This is a genomic window from Secundilactobacillus odoratitofui DSM 19909 = JCM 15043 (genome assembly GCF_001434895.1).
GTDB classification, from domain to species: domain Bacteria; phylum Bacillota; class Bacilli; order Lactobacillales; family Lactobacillaceae; genus Secundilactobacillus; species Secundilactobacillus odoratitofui.
The window spans coordinates 20,011-36,369 of the sequence record NZ_AZEE01000025.1; the positions used below are offsets into that span (position 1 = coordinate 20,011).

Consider the following 16,359-nt stretch of genomic DNA (forward strand, 5'->3'; position numbering starts at 1 on the left):
CTCTTCCATTTCAACTAGATAAGCTTCCAACCTGGATATAAGCCGTAGCGCCACCAGCCAGTTTTTCTGGCGGGTAGCAGTGACTAGTGCCACTTTGCGCGCCAGCGCTTAGTGGCACTGGACGCTTCTGAGACTCGTAATTTTCGGGGCTCAGAAGCGAGACGGAAAACGCGAAGCGATTGAAGTCGGTCCCACAGCTACCCGCCAAAAAACTGGCTGGAGGCCGAAGGCGTCCGCTACAAGTTTCGCCATTTCAAAAAGAGACCCACCAGTAAAGGTGAGTCTCAAATTCTACTATATAAATGAACCTTTAGAATGTACCTGGTTCGCCAGCTTCAACGTGACCCTTAGCGTGAGCACGGCTACGAAGATCGGCTTCAAGTGATTCCAAAGTCCGGTTACGAGTTTCAATCGTAAACTTGGCAATGAACCAAATCGCAACGAAACAAAGAATACCGTAAACGATGAATAATTTGGCAATGCCTTGGCCTTCTGCGTTGACTGCGTGAGCAGGCGTAAAGGCAATCAATAACATTGGGAAGGTTTGGGAAACACCGAAGTTGGCAGCCCAGTTGATTACGGCACCAAATGAGTTCCCTAACCCACGAATGTTAAGTGGGAAGGCTTCACCAATCATAACCCACATAACTGGGCCCCAAGTTGCTGAGAAGAAGGCGATGTAAAGTGTTAATGCGATAACACAGATCCATGAACCCAAGTTACCATTACCGGCTTTCAAGACCAACATAGCAGTTGACATCACCAAAAGTGACGCACCCATCCCGATGGCACCGTAAGTTAACATCTTCTTACGATCAATCTTATCCATGATCTTAACGGCAATCGCAGTCACAATCACGTTGAACAATCCGATAACAATGTGAGATTGAAGTGCAAAGTGTTCGCTAAAGCCAGCTGAGATAAAAATCTTAGGCGCATAGTACAGCACCGTGTTACAACCCATCACTTGTTGGAAAATCGCAAGTCCTAAGGCCATAATCAGAACTGGCCGTGCCATGGTACCAAATAATTCTTTGAAACCGCCTGAAGGAATTGAGGCTTGTAACTTGATGTCTTCCAATTCTTCATCAACGGCATTATCGTTTGAGTTAATTTGAAGTAAAACGTTACGGGCGTCGTCATTACGACCGGTTTTAACCAAGAACCGTGGTGATTCTGGTAAGAATAACCCACCTAAGAACAGTAGTGCGGCTGGCACAGCAGCTAAGGCAAGCATCCAACGCCAACCAACAGCAGGTGATAAGCCAAACATCCCTTTAGGAGAAAGCCATTCGTTAGAAACGTAAGCAAGGAAGATCCCAGTCATAATCATGAGTTGGAATAACGTCCCAATCCCACCACGTTTTTCAGCGGGTGCCAATTCGGCCAAGTAAGTTGGAATCAAAGCTGATGCACCACCAACGGCGATCCCCAACAGAACCCGAGAACTAACCAGCACAGCATAATCTGGTGCGAAGCCAGAACCCAGTGCCCCAACAAAGAAGATAACAGCGGACGTCAATAGTAACTTTTTCCGTCCTAACTTATCAGAAAGTGGTCCGATAATCGCGGCACCCAAGATGGCACCCAACAATACTGAAGCGGTGATAAACCCATCTTCAAAGGAACCTGCTTTAATGCCTAATTCTGCACCAATAAATAACATGGCCCCAGAAATAACACCAGTATCATAACCAAACAACAAACCACCGAGGGCGCCAAAGAAGTAGATGAAGTTGGTTGACATTTTCTTCTTGCTACTAGTCATACAATAATCCTCCTACATGACGAAATATAATTGCTAAAATATCAGTGAAATAAAAAAAGAAACGTAAGCGCTTTCTTTGCATGTGTATACCATATACTACTTGGTTGGTTTTTTCAACCAACTAAAGCAATTTTGTTTAAATTTTTTATTGATTGATAGATACTTCAATTTTTTCGACTTGTGATTTAAACCCGAATAGTTGCAAGAATTACTAGTATTTCAATCGTTTGTTCGGTGGTTCAAATTCACAAAATAAGTCATGACACAAAAAAACAGCTCACCCTGAACTGGGTGAACTGGTCTAGTTCGATATATGACGTTAAGAAAACTTCCTCAATAAATAGAACTTGAGGTTACTCATTTTGATTTCGGATTCATTTAATCAGGTTGAGAGGCCGCATTTTGGCGATACTTGGTTGGTGCGATGCCGGTATATTTCTTAAACGACGTCGAGAAATAGTAAATATTTTGAAAGCCAACGCTCAGCGCGATTTTTTCAATCGAAGCATCCGTATTTAGGAGCCAACGAGCGGCCTCTTCCATTCGATACTGCATTAAAAACTCTGCTGGTGACAGCCCAATTGTCTGCCGTAATACACGGACCAAATAGTTTGGGCGTTCATTAAAATGGTCGCTCAGCGTTGCAGCGGTAATTTTTTGATTAAAGTTCTTCTTCAAGTACTGTTGAATTGACAATGATAGCTGCGTTAACTCATTCTTGGCGTTGTCCTGCGCTTGTAAGCTTGCCAATAATTTGAGGAATAATTGCTGGGATTCAAAAAACTGCTTTGAATCACAATTATAGGCTTTTGACACTAACTGATCGACCATTGGGTAGATTTCAGTCGTGTTATTAAGCGGTCGATGCTGCATCAAAAACAGCGTTTGTACCGGCACTGGTGGGTGTAACATCAGCTTTTCCATTGAATTTTTGGCTGGCGTCAAGTTCGACTGAGTATGCCAATCCCCCGCAACATACCCATAGATCCAATCAAGTTCAACCTTCTCTTCGGTAGCCCACCAGACGTACTGATGGTGGCCCGGAGTCATGATGTATAAGTCATTCTCGCGAACCGTCTGCTCTACGCCATCCTGAACCATGGTCAACTCCCCCTTGCGCACAAAGGCAAACACGAAGTATTCCAAATGAATCTGATTCATCTTACTGCCATCTGGTTTGATTTCAAGCCGACGTCCTTCAATGAACGTCGGCAGTGGCAGGCAAGATAGCGAAAGATATGCAGTTTGTGCCATGATTCATTCCTCCTAACAACATTCGCTATCACTCAATCATTATTGAAAGCTACGATACCTTCTCCATAATATCACGATTACTAATTGGTCTATTTAATCACAACCCTATTTTACCAATATCACACAGGTTATAACAACAAAAAGTGTTGATAAATCCGAATCTTTCGGCTTTAACAACACATTTTTATCACTTTTGTCCTTTTTTGAAGGCTTTAATTAATCCTTGTATAACTAAGTTATCCGCAGGTTTACCAATTGTAACCCGCAACCAATTCTCGCCAAGACCGGTTCGAACTAAATAGCCATGATCGAGCAACAATTCACTTAGCTGTTTGGCGCCATTTATTTTGAAAAAGACAAAATTAGCCTGGGACGCGTCAAACTGCAACCCAAGTTCCGCCAAAAAGTTTAACCATTGGGCACGTTCTTGTGCCACTGTCTTAACCACACTATCTACAAAAGCTTGATCTTGATAGGCTGCCACCGCTGCAATTTCTGCTACCGTACTCAAGTTGTACGGTAATCGAACGGTTTGCAACAACCGAGCTAACGGCTTGGCGACCACCGCATACCCCACTCGAAAATTGGCGAGCCCGTACGCCTTTGAAAAAGTACGCAACACGACTAAGTTTTCAAACTGTGGTGTCAAATCGATCACCGAAGCCTGAGATTCAGCCGTGACAAAGTCAATGTAGGCCTCATCCACAACCACTGTAACAGTGGCAGGTACCTGTGTCATAAAATCCGCAATCGCTTGATGTGTCACGTAAGTTCCAGTCGGATTGTTCGGATTACATAACCAGATCATTTGTGTCTTCGGCGTAATCGCACGTAACATGTCATTTAAATCCGTTTCCCCCGTGTCTGTGGCTGCAACGTTAACTAGTTTAGCGCCTTCAATTTCGGCGTGGAGCCCATACTCTGAAAACGTTGGTTGAGTCAAAATCACTTCATCATCCGGTGACAACAGGGTCCGGGATAACAGCTGAATGACTTCATCCAGGCCGTCCCCAAAAACCAGTTGCTCTGGATCAATTGTTAACCGATCGGCAATAACACCTCTCAGTTGAGCAACGTTACTATCCGGATAACGATTCACATCGGTAATGCCCCAATCGAGAATCGCCTGTTTGACTTTCGGAGAGGTTCCCCAGGCGTTTTCGTTTGCTGACAACCGGACTAATTTGTCTAACCCGCGCTGCGCCTTCAAGGCTGCCAAAGTTTGCTCGGGAACGTAGGGTGTTAATTGTTTAATTGCTGATTTGACCATTTGCTCCCCCCCTATAAGTCCTGAATATCACGGCGTTCCTTGGTTTTACTCATGAGCCCCTCACGTTCAGCGAGTTCACGTTTGATTTGATCCACGCTAATGCCACGATTAGCCATCAAAACCAGGACGTGGTAGGTCAAGTCGGCCACTTCATAGATAAATTCATCATCACTATCATTTTTAGCAGCAACAATGACTTCGGTGGATTCTTCGCCCACCTTCTTCAAGATTTTATCCAATCCCTTGGTAAACAGATAATCCGTATACGACCCTTCTTTGGGGTTGGCCTTACGATTTAAAATAAGTTGGTAAAGTTCATCGATATCTTGCATTTAGTTTTCCTCCTGCTGTGCTGTTTCAAGGTTAATTTCACGATAAAAGCAACTGGTATGGCCTGTATGGCACGCTGGTCCGGCTGGTTTGACGCGGACCATCAATGTATCTTCATCACAGTCAATCCAAATTGCGACAATGGTTTGCGTATTGCCACTCGTCTCACCTTTGTGCCAGAGCGACTGACGACTCCGAGACCAAAACCACGTTTGCCCAGACTCCAGGCTCAAGCGATAACTTTCAGCATTCATATACGCCATCATTAACACCTGTTGCGTTTGGTCATCGACCACGATGGTGGGTACCAGGCCATCTGGATATTTTGCAAAATCTGGTTTCAACGTCATCTGACCGTCACCCCGTTTCGTTTCAAAGCTTGTTTGACAGCCGGAATCGTGAGTTCACCAAAGTGAAACACTGAAGCGGCCAGTGCGGCATCCACGTCAGTTTGAGCGAACACATCCGTAAAATGACTCACTTGACCACAACCGCCAGACGCAATAATTGGCACATTCACGGCCTGCGTGAGCTGCTGATAAAGTGGCAGATCAAAGCCAGTCTTAGTACCATCCTTATCCATGCTGGTCACTAACAGCTCACCGGCACCAGCAGCGACACCCTGTTTGGCCCATTCAATCACATCCAGGTCGGTGGCTTGACGACCACCATTCACGTAAACCTGGTACCGTTTTGTCGCGTCGTCCCACTTACTATCAATCGCAAGGACGACACACTGACTGCCAAATTTCTCGGCGCCGGCCGTAATTAATTGCGGATCGCGAACAGCTGCCGAATTGACGGCGACTTTGTCCGCACCTGCTTTTAAGAGTCGCTGCATATCATCTACCGTATGAATACCACCACCGACAGTTAACGGCATAAAAACCTGACTGGCGACTTGTTCGATCGTATCCACAATGGCTGGCCGTTTTTCATTGGTTGCCGTGATATCCAAGAAAACTAGTTCGTCTGCACCCTGTTTTTCATACGCTGCCGCAATGGCAACTGGGTCACCAACATCCGTTAAATTAACAAAGTTGACACCCTTCTTAACTCGGCCGTGGTCGACGTCCAGACAGGGAATAATCCGCTTAGCTAACATCTTTGACCACCTCCGCTAAAGTCGATAGTGGCAAATCACCCGTCGCCATTGCGCGACCGACAATGGCTGCCTTAATACCGGCCTGTGCCAGCGTCTTAAGGTCAGCCACCGTGGTCACACCACCTGAAGCAATCACCGAAGTAGTTGGATAAGCATTTTGTAATGTCGTCAACAACGCTGTATTAGGGCCGCTCAGCGTCCCATCCTTAGCAATATCGGTCACAACGAAGTTCACGACACCAAAGGCGACCATAGACGCCATCAGCGTACTCATGGTAACGTCGCTTTCTTCCAGCCAACCAGATATTGCCACTCGGCCATCCTTGCCATCGATTCCCACCACAATTTGATCGTTACCAAACTGATTAATGGCTTCCTGCACTAAGTTAGGATTCGTCAAGGCCGCTGAACCAAGGATCACGCGGTTGACACCACTGGTTAAATAACCATTGATTTGAGCTAGGGTTCGAATGCCGCCACCGACCTCAACTTTGACGTTGGTCTCGGCACAAATCTGTTGAATCAAACGTCGATTGACGGGCCGGCCACTCTTAGCACCATCCAGGTCAACTAAGTGGAGTCGGCTTAACCCAGCAGCTTCAATTTGTTTTGCCTGTGTCACTGGATCATCAGCAATCAGCGTCGTTTGTTCAAAATCGCCCTGATATAACCGGACGCTTTGCTGATTCTTTAAATCAATTGCGGGAATAATTTCCATTTTCTACCAACTCCTTAAAGGCCAGTAAACCGTTCAGTCCAACTTGACCGCTTTTTTCCGGGTGAAATTGCATGCCGATGACGTTGTCTTTTTGAACAATGCTTGGCAGCGTCACACCATAATCACAGGTCGCCAACGTGTATTTTTCACTGGTTTTAACGTAGTACGAATGCACGAAATACGTTGCTTCTTGATCAAAACCTTTGGCAATTACACTTGGTTGTGTGACCTGGTTTTGGTCCCAGCCCATGTGTGGCACCTTGACACCTAAGTCATCCGGAATTGCGACCACTTCACCCGGAATCAGGCCAAGTCCGGCCGTTTCACCAAACTCAAAACTACGATCAAATAATAACTGCATGCCCAGACAAATGCCTAGCATTGGCATCCCCGACTTGGCTGCTGCTTGAATAACGGGAATCAATTGCCGTTCGTTCAGTGCATCGACCGCTTTTTTAAAGGCCCCCACACCGGGCAGAATCAACCCATCTGCTTGATTGATTACCTCAGAGTCTGCTGACAAAACATTATCAATGTTGAGATAATCCAGCGCCTTTTTCACGTTGCGGGTATTACCCGTATCATAATCAATGATGACAATCATCAGATCACTCCTTTAGTCGACGGCACACCCTTAATTTCAGGATTTAGTGTCACGGCTGCGCGTAACGCCCGACCTAACGCCTTGAAGAGCGTTTCAACTTTATGGTGAGTGTTACGACCGTACAGTACTTCGGCGTGAAGATTCAACTCTGCATTAAATGCAAAAGCTTGGAAGAAATCCTCGGTGACTTCTGTATCGTAATCGCCTAATCGTGGACTAGTTAGTTCCGCGTTGAAAACCAAATAACTACGACCAGATAAATCAACCACTACGCGGCTTAAGGTTTCGTCTAATGGAATTAAAGCCGATCCAAACCGTTCGATGCCCTGTTTATCACCTAACGCTTGCTTGAGTGCCATACCAAGCGCAATGCCAACGTCTTCGGTGGTGTGATGCGGATCAACGTCCAGGTCACCAGTTGCCTTTACAACCAACCCAAAGCGACCGTGCCGAGCAAAGGCGTCTAACATATGATTGAAAAAGCCGATACCGGTATCGATCTCAATCGTGTCGTAATTGTCCAAATTAAGGCTGAGCTCAATTTGTGTTTCGTTGGTGTCTCGTTTTATCGTTGCTTGTCTCATGGTGTACTCCTTTGGGTGTGTCTGCTTTTCCGTTAAAATGCTGATTCGTGATTCTACTACTATTTATCCAAGTAAACGTGACTGTTTGACTACCACTCCGGTTATCAGCGGTGGTCTGCTGCTGTGGGACCGGCTTCAGCCACTCTGTTTCTTACGCCTCGTTATCAAGCCTTGAAAATCACAAGTCTCGGTAACGTCCAGTGGTTGTAAGTGCTAAAGCACTAACGACCACTTGTCACTGCTGCTGACCACCGCTGATAACCTCCGTTCTCGTCTGGCGTCGATGCGGTGAGAAAAACAGTACGAATAAAAATCATCAAACAACAATATAATCATTCTGCTCGATCTCAGCCGGAGGTAACCAAGTCGGTTGGCTACCGCTGTGAAACGATTGGTGGGTTTCACCAATCGGGGACAAGTCTAAGACGAGCAATGGTTTTTAGCTCGGCTTGGACTTGAGGTTCGAGACCGATCTTCGGCTCGAACCGGCCCCATAGCGGTAGCCGACCGACTTCGTTGCCGGAGGCGAACATCACAGCAATGTACGTTTACTTAGTGTTATTTAAACCGAGCTTCAACAGCACGAGCGTGGGCTTCAAGCCCTTCAACCCGAGCCAACGTTGTGATCGCCTTTTCCTCTTTCTTCAAGGCCGCTTTCGAATAGGTCACAAACTGAATTCGCTTCACAAAATCAGATACCCCAAGTGGTGAGAAGAACCGCGCAGTCCCACCAGTAGGTAAAATGTGATTGGGACCGGCCACATAATCACCAACCGGCTCCGAGGCGTTGAAGCCCAAGAAAACGGAGCCAGCGTTTTTAATTTGGTTCAAATATTGCATGGCATCGGCCAGCTCAATTTCCAAGTGTTCTGGTGAAATGGCGTTCATAACTGTGAAAGCTTCATCAAGGTTATCAACCACAGCGATAAATCCTTTATTCGCAACTGATGCACTAGCAATTTCTCGTCTTGGTAAAGTTTCAAGTTGCCGATCAATTTCAGCACTCACTGCATCCGCAAAGGCCTCACTTGGTGTGACTAACATTGGGCGAGCTAACTTATCGTGTTCGGCTTGTGATAGTAAGTCTGCAGCAACATTCTTTGCATCCGCACTGTCATCTGCAATTACGCCGATTTCAGAAGGTCCGGCAATCATATCAATGTCCACTTGACCAAAGACCTGCTTTTTCGCTACAGCCACAAAAATATTACCTGGACCAGTGATTTTATCGACACGTGGTACACTCTGTGTCCCGTACGCTAAGGCTGCAATTGCCTGCGCACCACCAATTTGATACACTTCATCGATGCCAGCAATTTTAGCCGCTGCTAACACAGCTTGGCCAATGCCATCCTTTTGTGGTGGCGTGACCATCACAATTTTTTCAACGCCCGCTAACTTGGCTGGAATCACGTTCATCAAAATCGATGATGGATAGGCTGCGGTACCACCTGGCACGTATAGCCCGACTGCTGCCAAAGGGGTAATCTTTTCGCCACGCACAACACCGGGCTGTTCAGCGTCAACAAAACCATTTTGAATTTCTTTCTTGTGATAGCTGATAATGTTACTTTTAGCGAGGTTCAAGGCGTCGATCAATGATTGATCTGCGTTTTGATAAGCTTCATCAATCGCTGCCTGTGACACACGGAGGTCATCCAGCTCAACTTGATCAAATTTTTGACTGTAAGCCTTTAGCGCCGCATCACCATTTTTAATGACATTAGCAATAATTTCCGAAACGGCCGCTTCAACTTCTGGCTGGTTAGCCTGTTGGTCGGTTTGACGATCAACTTGTTCTAGTAATTGTGAGAGGGTTTGATTTTTTAAAATTTTCATTGCGCATTCACTCCTTGGGTTTGTTGTAAGGCATCAATTAAACTTCTAATCTGTGGTTGGTACTGTTTGAGCGCCAGTCGATTCACGACTAACTTAGTGCTAACGGGCTGCAACTCCGCGTAGACGTGCAGGTTATTTTCCTTCAGCGTCGTGCCCGTTTCGGTGATATCAACGATGGCATCCGCTAAGCCAATTAACGGTGCCAATTCCACGGAACCTTCAATTTTGATAATTTCAACATCTTCGCCAATACTTTGAAAGTAACGTTTAGTGATATTCGGATATTTGGTTGCAATAATTTTTCGGCTAACTTGCTGTGGATCGAAGTCACTTGTGGAGGCGAGAACGAAACGACAGCGACCGACGCCTAAATCCAGCATGGCGTACTGTGGATTACGTTGCTCGTCTAAAATATCGCTCCCGACGATACCAAGCTGCACCGCGCCACTGTTGAGATATGTTAAAACGTCGGGACCCTTCACCAAAATAGTTTCGTAAACGGGATCTTCATCAAAAATCAACCGCCGCCCCTTGCTGCGAATGCCAGAACAATCAATGCCACTGGCTTCCAGTAACGGCACAACTTGTTGTTCCACGCGGCCCTTAGTTAACGCTATCTTAATTGGCATTTGCTCACCTGCTTTCTGTTAAATCAATCAGTTGCTTGGCGGTGCTAACGGCAATTCGTTCTGCTTCCTCACGACTGTCCGCCAAACATAACGTACTATTTGGTGTTCTTGCTAAGGTTGCTTCAGCTAGTTGCCATTGATCAGCATCAAAGTAGATCAAGGTTTGGGGCGGTGTTGCGGGTGTTGCCACCTTGTCAGCCAGGGCATCAACGTCAAAGGCCAACCCAACAGCCGGCTCCTTGACCTGTTGGAAACTCTTCAAGAGGTCATCGTAGCGACCACCACTAAATAAGTAATCCGACGCGTTTTGCGTATACCCTCGGAAAGCCATTCCCGTGTAATAACGTTGCGGTGACGGAATGCTGAGGTCTAATACCACTCGTTGCGATGGTGCTTGCTGCTTAAGGAAAGCCGCAGTCGCCTTTAAATCATCAATCACCGGGGTTAAGGCAGGAATCGCTGGTAATTTGGCAACGACTTTCATCACGTCATCGAATTCACCGAACAACCAGGGCCATTCAGCTAAAAACGGACCAAACGGTGTCTTTGCCAGTAGCGCTGAAATTTGCTGATAAGTCGTTAGATTCTTTGCAAATAGTGCTTGTTGCAACGCTTGTTTCGTTGGCGTTGGTACTGGCAGTGCTTCAAGGACGCTCGCAACGAACCGGGCATCGCTGAGTTCTAACGTCATTTCAGTGACACCAGTTTCGCGACAACCTGCTAACGCAATCATCAATGATTCCCATTCGCCCTTAAGACCACCATAGCCGACCAACTCGAAGCCGGCCTCGCTGATCTGGTTATAGCTGCCGGATAACTGTTTCTTGACCCGAAAAACGTCGCCGCTGTAATACCACTTAGCGGGTAGCTCCACACCAGTCGTACTCAACATCCGTGCCACTGGTAACGTCAAATCAGGCCGCAGTACCAAGGCTTCACCTTGCTCATCCAACAACTGATACGCGCGGTTGTTTGTGAGATTCAACGGTTTAAATACATCCGCGTATTCCAAGATTGGTGTGGTGAGTTTTTCAAACCCGCGTTGCTTTAAGATGGCCAGTAGCTTTGCGGTAATCTGTTCCTTCACCGCGGCTCTGGGACCAAATTCATCTCGCGTCCCACTTGGTAAATTTCGATTTTTCATTGTCACGCCCCTTTTCGACCATCGCTGTGTTTAGAAAATAAAAAAGTCCTCGCAAACTAACTTAATAGTTTACGAGGACGATATAATCGCGGTTCCACCTCAATTTGCCGACACCTCACGATGCCAACCTTACGTTGCCAATAACTAGTCGTCGAAGCCCACTTCGAGAACAGTTACGGTAACCCTGATAACGCTAAACATGCGGAGGGGCTTACTTTATTCAGCCCATCAGTTCATAGAGGTGTTTCACGGTATCAATGGTCTGGTTCACACCGGCCCAAACTCTCTTAACATTGACTCACCGTTACTTTTTCTAATCACAACTTTATTTTGTCATTTAGTTTTAATTTATGAGTTAAATTTACCACCAAATTCTAATTTGTCAACTGATTTTTCTTAAAAATAATCAAGTTACATTTTAAATTCCGGATAATCATAACTCGTTTGACTGCCACTCCGATTACCAGTGGTGACTAGCTGCTGTGGGACCGGCTTCAGCCACGACATGTCTTACGCCTCGTTGATGATCCTTGAAGTTCACAAGTCTCATCAACGTCCAGTGTTTGTAAGTGCTAAAGCACTAACAAACACTTGTCACTGCAGCTAACCACCGCTGGTAACCTTCGTTCTCGTCAGGTAATGTAAAATCTTATTACATATCTGTCCAGGCCATTGGAATCGAGACGTACAACTTCAGCGTACATTTCAAACCAAAATTTCTAGCAGCCTTCGTCCACTGCATCAGTCAGAGATGGTCAACTCGGTCGGTTGTTGCTGTGAAACGATTGGTGGTTTTCACCAATCGGGGACAAGTCTAAGACGAGCAATGGTTTTGGCTCGGCTTAGACTTGAGGTCCGAGACCGCCGTTTGGCTCGGACCGGCCCCATAGCGGTAACCGACCGAGTTGACTACCGAAGGCGAAAGTCACAACTTGAACTTATTAAATTATGATGCCGCAACTTGGTCCTTAGCACCAAAATTAAGTTTATCTTGAATCTGCTGACGGAACTTCAAGAACTCATCAGAAGTCCGCTGACGTGGATAAGGCAACGGATTCGTCACAATTTCCTTAATTTGACCAGGTCGCGGCGTCATTACAATAATCCGATTAGATAGGTAAACCGCCTCATCAATATCGTGGGTCACCAGAATCATCGTGGTTTTGGTTTGTTGCCAAACCCGGTAAATCACATTTTGAATATCCGCCCGCGTAAAGGCGTCTAGGGCACCCATTGGCTCATCCAGCAATAACAGCTCGGGATGCATAATAATCGACCGTGCCAAAGCAGCTCGCTGTGCCATCCCACCAGAAACTTGATGTGGGAATGCCGATTCGAAGCCCTTGAGGCCCATTAAATCAATGTATTGATCAACGAGGGCTTGATCAAAATGTCTGCCCTGGGTTACGCGTAATCCGGCACTGATATTGTCTCGAATCGAAAACCAGGGAAATAAACTACCATGTTGGAAAACATAGCCACGTGAGACATCTGGTTTAGTAACCAACTTGTCGTTAACTTTAACGGTCCCCGACTCTGGTTGATCCAGTCCTGAAATCAAGCGCAGCAGCGTTGTCTTGCCACAACCTGATGGCCCAATCAGCGATACGAACTCGCCGGGTTCCACATCAAAATTAATATTGTTTAAAACCGGTACTCGTTGGCCGTTGTTATCAGTCAGAATTCGGTTTACAGCTTTAACCTCTAATAAACTCATTGTCGTTCCTCCCTAACGTCCGGCATCGCGCCACCGGAGCAATCGTGCTTCTACTTTATTAATGACGGCAAAAATGACTGAGAACAGGAGTGCCATGATTGCGATGGCCGCATAAACTTGCGTGTAATTACCGACACCCTTCGCCCAGTTGATGTACCAGCCGAGGCCAACCTTGGCGCCAATCATTTCAGAAATCACTAACATGGTGAACGAGAGGCCCATCGCCGTGAAGACACCGATAAAGATGCTTGGTAGCGCACCTGGAATAACAATTTTACGCACAATTTGAAACTCACTGAAGCCCAGTGTTTTGGCGGATTCAAAATAATCCTTCGAGATGCCCTGTACGCCACCAATTGTCATAAAGGCAACTGGGAACCACACAGAAAACGCGATTAGAAATACTTCCGCCATATAGCTGGTCGGAAAAATCACCATTGTCAATGGCATCCAAGCTGCGGCCGGAATAATCCCAATGACTTTCAAATAGGGAAAAGCCCAGTAATTAAACTGCCGATAGCGACCCATGAAGAGGCCTAAGAAGACCCCAAGTAATGTCCCAACGACAAAGCTCACCGCCCAAAGGCCAAGTGACGACAACGTTGATTCCCACAGTAGTTTGGCATCCTCGTGAATTTGCTGCAATATTTGAGCAAAGCTAACAAAAAACGGTAGCGCCATTAATGCAAATTTTTCGGTAATTAAATCTTGTATGATGAGCAAGATACCAATTGAACTATTAAGCTGTGCAAAGTGGCCACTATAACTCCGAACGCCACCGTGGGTCACCTGTCCGATGACGTAAACAATGATCAAATAAGCGATGTAGGCCCCTAAAAACCAGTGATAATACCGATTATCGACGGTTTCTTGCGTGGGTACTAGAGCGTTTTCCAAATAAGCCAGTGCGATAGTCAACACGCTAAACACGTTCCAGCCAATTGACCATTTTTTCCAATAATTGCGTTCACGCTCGTGCTGTTGAATCAGCTGACGTTCTTGTTTTACTGACGATTGCATGTGAAGACTCCTTTAGCGAATAGACTAGTTCAACTTGGGATTCCAGTAAGCCTGCTTCAATAATTGCTTGTTGTTCGTGTCCTTCTTCAGGTAACCGGCTTGCTTGAGCTGTTGAATGTAATAACTTAGGTCCGACTTGCCCTTCTTAAGGTTCAAGTCAAAGTGTTCGTCTTTCAAAATCTGGGTAACGTTTTTAACGTTAATAAACTTGGTCTTTGAGACATAGCCCTTGTTCAACTCAATCTTGGCAGTTTCTTCTGGATGCTTGTTGATCCAATCAGCAGCTTCCTTGTATGATTTCACAACGGCCTTAGCTTTGGCTGGGTTCTCCTTGATCAGCTTGTTAGAGAGATACAAGTAACAGCATGACCCTTGCTTCTTCATCCCCATAGCGGCCATTTTGTTGCTACCTGAATAATTGTTGTTATCAATGATTGCTTTGAAGCCATCCTGTTTTTGGGCTTGATAAGCGTATGGATCAACTGTCCCAACTGCATCTATTTCACCCTTTTGAGCTGCCTTGGCCAGTAAATCGGTGCTGTAAACTTTCCACGTCACGTCCTTCTTCGGATCAATGCCAGCGTGTTGTAGCGCAATCGAGGTCACGTACTGGGGTGTTGATCCTTGGGCTGGAATACCAATCGTCTTGCCCTTTAAGTCTTTGACGCTCTTGATACTTGAGTTTTTAGGGACCAACAACTTGATACAACCTTGGTGAATGCCACCAGCCGCCTTAATTTGAGCACCGTTTTGAATGGCGGGTAAATATTGAAAATCACCGTTTTGGGCATCGTATTTACCACTAGCGAAACCGGCTTCCAAGTCGCTGATATCCCGTGGATTGGCCACAATCTTGGCCTTAATTCCATTTTTCTTGAAGAACCCTTTTTCATATGCAATGTAGTTCGGCGCGTTACAAATCGAACCATCCTTCGCTGGGATCGTAACCGTCCCATACTTGTAGGTGCTACTCTTGCCTGCGGTTGACTGATTGCCACAACCTGCAAGCACGCTTCCCAATGCTAAAACACCAACTAAACTTAACAATGTCTTACCAATTCTCATACCCAATAACCTCCCTAAAATAAAAAAAGTCGTCCTCGTATCGTTACGATACAAGGACGACAAAGTCGCGTTACCACCTTAAATTTAAACACATTTCACAATGTGTTCCTTAGAGGTACTGTCTTTTACAGTCGATCAACGCCACCCTCCTTGTACTTCGGAGGCCAACCAACGTTGAGCAGTGCATCACAATACCCGCCCGCTGTAACGGGCGGACCCGTTGATGACTAATTGTTCGCCATCAAATGACGATAAGACCATATTCACCACGTCACATTGGCTGGTTCACATCAACCCCAGCTCTCTAAGCAATGCGTTATGGTTACTCAACTTACCATTGTCAAAATGTATAAAATTAGGCTTAAAACTTGAATATACATTAAATTATAATTAGAAAATTTGAGTTGTCAATAGCTATTTTTCATTTAGCATGGCAGCTAACGTATGAAAGCCGTGCCCAACTTCCGCGATACTGTGTGCATCTGAGCCAAACACTAACGGAATTTGCAGCCGTTGAGCAAGTTGGACGGTTGGTAAATCTGGGTAGACTTCATTACAAAATGGTTTGTAAAGACCGGCCGCGTTGTAATCTAATTGGCGACCTTGTTGTGAGATTAAAGTCAGCAACTGTCCTAAAACCGCCTGTGTGTCAGCATCGTACGTCCGAGGTAAGTAAAAATAGTCTTGAAACTTGCGAATGAGCGTGATGTGACCAATGCGCTTGGGTGCAAACGGTCCTAGGTCAGTGGAAACAGCTTCAATCAGGGCGTTAAAATACTGTTGGTACAGAGTCTGCCCATCCGCAGCATTGGCTAATAAACCACGTTCAAAATCTGGCATCGTATCATCCACACACCAAAAATGATCGTCTGTCCCCTGCATAAAGTGAACTGACAAAATGTTGTCGCTAGTTTGTGGCCCATACTCATTCATGAAATCACGGGTCCAGGCGACGTGATGTGGTAAAAAGTCGAGTTCAAAGCCAACGTTAATTTGAATTTGATCCCCGTATTTTGCCTGCATCTGCCGGCATTTTTTGAAATACGCAGGTAAATCAGACATCTTCATCGAGGCCTCAGTAAGACCAGTCTCATTTCCCGCATACTCCGCTTTAAAATCATCAGGTAGTGGGGCATGCTCAGTAATGCTATACGTCTCAAAGCCTAATTTAATCGCCTTTTGAATCATTTGTTCAACATCGTCGCCGCTACCGTGTGGACAAAATTCAGTATGTGAATGGCCTTCTTTTTTTAACATGTCGTTTCTCCTTCGCGTGCGTTTGCTATACTTATACCACAAAATATGGCCAAGG

General features: G+C 45.8%; 16 protein-coding genes and 1 other annotated feature. All 16 genes read right to left on the reverse strand.

Annotated features, from left to right (window positions below):
- Nucleotides 1–310 precede the first annotated feature (310 nt).
- Nucleotides 311–1,768 (reverse strand): sugar porter family MFS transporter, encoded by a 1,458-nt coding sequence (locus FD04_RS02320; RefSeq protein WP_054702470.1) that lies wholly within the window; start codon nt 1,766–1,768, stop codon nt 311–313.
- 378 nt (nt 1,769–2,146) lie between these two features.
- Nucleotides 2,147–3,022 (reverse strand): helix-turn-helix domain-containing protein, encoded by an 876-nt coding sequence (locus FD04_RS02325; RefSeq protein WP_056946647.1) that lies wholly within the window; start codon nt 3,020–3,022, stop codon nt 2,147–2,149.
- A gap of 187 nt (nt 3,023–3,209) precedes the next feature.
- Nucleotides 3,210–4,292 carry a histidinol-phosphate transaminase gene (gene hisC, locus FD04_RS02330; RefSeq protein WP_056946650.1) on the reverse strand — a complete coding sequence of 361 codons (1,083 nt, stop codon included), beginning with the start codon at nt 4,290–4,292 and terminating at the stop codon, nt 3,210–3,212.
- Between the two features lie 11 nt (nt 4,293–4,303).
- Nucleotides 4,304–4,624, reverse strand: a complete 321-nt coding sequence (hisE, locus tag FD04_RS12410) for a phosphoribosyl-ATP diphosphatase (RefSeq protein WP_056946653.1) — start codon at nt 4,622–4,624, stop codon at nt 4,304–4,306.
- A complete protein-coding gene (hisI, locus tag FD04_RS12415; RefSeq protein WP_156660386.1) occupies nt 4,625–4,966 on the reverse strand; it encodes a phosphoribosyl-AMP cyclohydrolase in 342 nt (113 codons plus the stop codon). It lies immediately after the preceding gene.
- Between the two features lie 2 nt (nt 4,967–4,968).
- Nucleotides 4,969–5,727, reverse strand: a complete 759-nt coding sequence (hisF, locus tag FD04_RS02345; RefSeq protein WP_054702461.1) for an imidazole glycerol phosphate synthase subunit HisF — start codon at nt 5,725–5,727, stop codon at nt 4,969–4,971.
- Nucleotides 5,717–6,445 carry a 1-(5-phosphoribosyl)-5-[(5-phosphoribosylamino)methylideneamino]imidazole-4-carboxamide isomerase gene (hisA, locus tag FD04_RS02350; RefSeq protein ID WP_054702458.1) on the reverse strand — a complete coding sequence of 243 codons (729 nt, stop codon included), beginning with the start codon at nt 6,443–6,445 and terminating at the stop codon, nt 5,717–5,719. Before hisA ends, hisF begins: the two co-directional genes overlap by 11 nt.
- Nucleotides 6,423–7,049 (reverse strand): imidazole glycerol phosphate synthase subunit HisH, encoded by a 627-nt coding sequence (gene hisH, locus FD04_RS02355; RefSeq protein ID WP_056946658.1) that lies wholly within the window; start codon nt 7,047–7,049, stop codon nt 6,423–6,425. Before hisH ends, hisA begins: the two co-directional genes overlap by 23 nt.
- Nucleotides 7,049–7,633: an imidazoleglycerol-phosphate dehydratase HisB gene (hisB, locus tag FD04_RS02360; protein WP_054702455.1), complete on the reverse strand. Its 585-nt coding sequence runs from the start codon at nt 7,631–7,633 to the stop codon at nt 7,049–7,051. The genes hisH and hisB overlap by 1 nt, the downstream gene beginning before the upstream one ends.
- A 558-nt stretch (nt 7,634–8,191) precedes the next feature.
- Nucleotides 8,192–9,472, reverse strand: coding sequence for a histidinol dehydrogenase (gene hisD / locus FD04_RS02365; RefSeq protein ID WP_056946661.1), 1,281 nt, complete (start codon nt 9,470–9,472; stop codon nt 8,192–8,194).
- Nucleotides 9,469–10,101, reverse strand: a complete 633-nt coding sequence (gene hisG, locus FD04_RS02370) for an ATP phosphoribosyltransferase (RefSeq protein ID WP_056946663.1) — start codon at nt 10,099–10,101, stop codon at nt 9,469–9,471. Before hisG ends, hisD begins: the two co-directional genes overlap by 4 nt.
- A gap of 4 nt (nt 10,102–10,105) precedes the next feature.
- Nucleotides 10,106–11,245, reverse strand: a complete 1,140-nt coding sequence (locus tag FD04_RS02375) for an ATP phosphoribosyltransferase regulatory subunit (RefSeq protein WP_054702451.1) — start codon at nt 11,243–11,245, stop codon at nt 10,106–10,108.
- A gap of 70 nt (nt 11,246–11,315) precedes the next feature.
- Nucleotides 11,316–11,575 (reverse strand) — a binding site (T-box leader).
- Between the two features lie 616 nt (nt 11,576–12,191).
- A complete protein-coding gene (locus FD04_RS02380) occupies nt 12,192–12,962 on the reverse strand; it encodes an ABC transporter ATP-binding protein (RefSeq protein WP_054702448.1) in 771 nt (256 codons plus the stop codon).
- A gap of 12 nt (nt 12,963–12,974) precedes the next feature.
- Nucleotides 12,975–13,982 carry an ABC transporter permease gene (locus tag FD04_RS02385; RefSeq protein WP_082603087.1) on the reverse strand — a complete coding sequence of 336 codons (1,008 nt, stop codon included), beginning with the start codon at nt 13,980–13,982 and terminating at the stop codon, nt 12,975–12,977.
- 24 nt (nt 13,983–14,006) lie between these two features.
- Nucleotides 14,007–15,047: an ABC transporter substrate-binding protein gene (locus tag FD04_RS02390; protein WP_056946666.1), complete on the reverse strand. Its 1,041-nt coding sequence runs from the start codon at nt 15,045–15,047 to the stop codon at nt 14,007–14,009.
- Between the two features lie 414 nt (nt 15,048–15,461).
- Nucleotides 15,462–16,304 (reverse strand): histidinol-phosphatase HisJ, encoded by an 843-nt coding sequence (hisJ, locus tag FD04_RS02395; RefSeq protein WP_056946669.1) that lies wholly within the window; start codon nt 16,302–16,304, stop codon nt 15,462–15,464.
- Nucleotides 16,305–16,359: the final 55 nt, after the last annotated feature.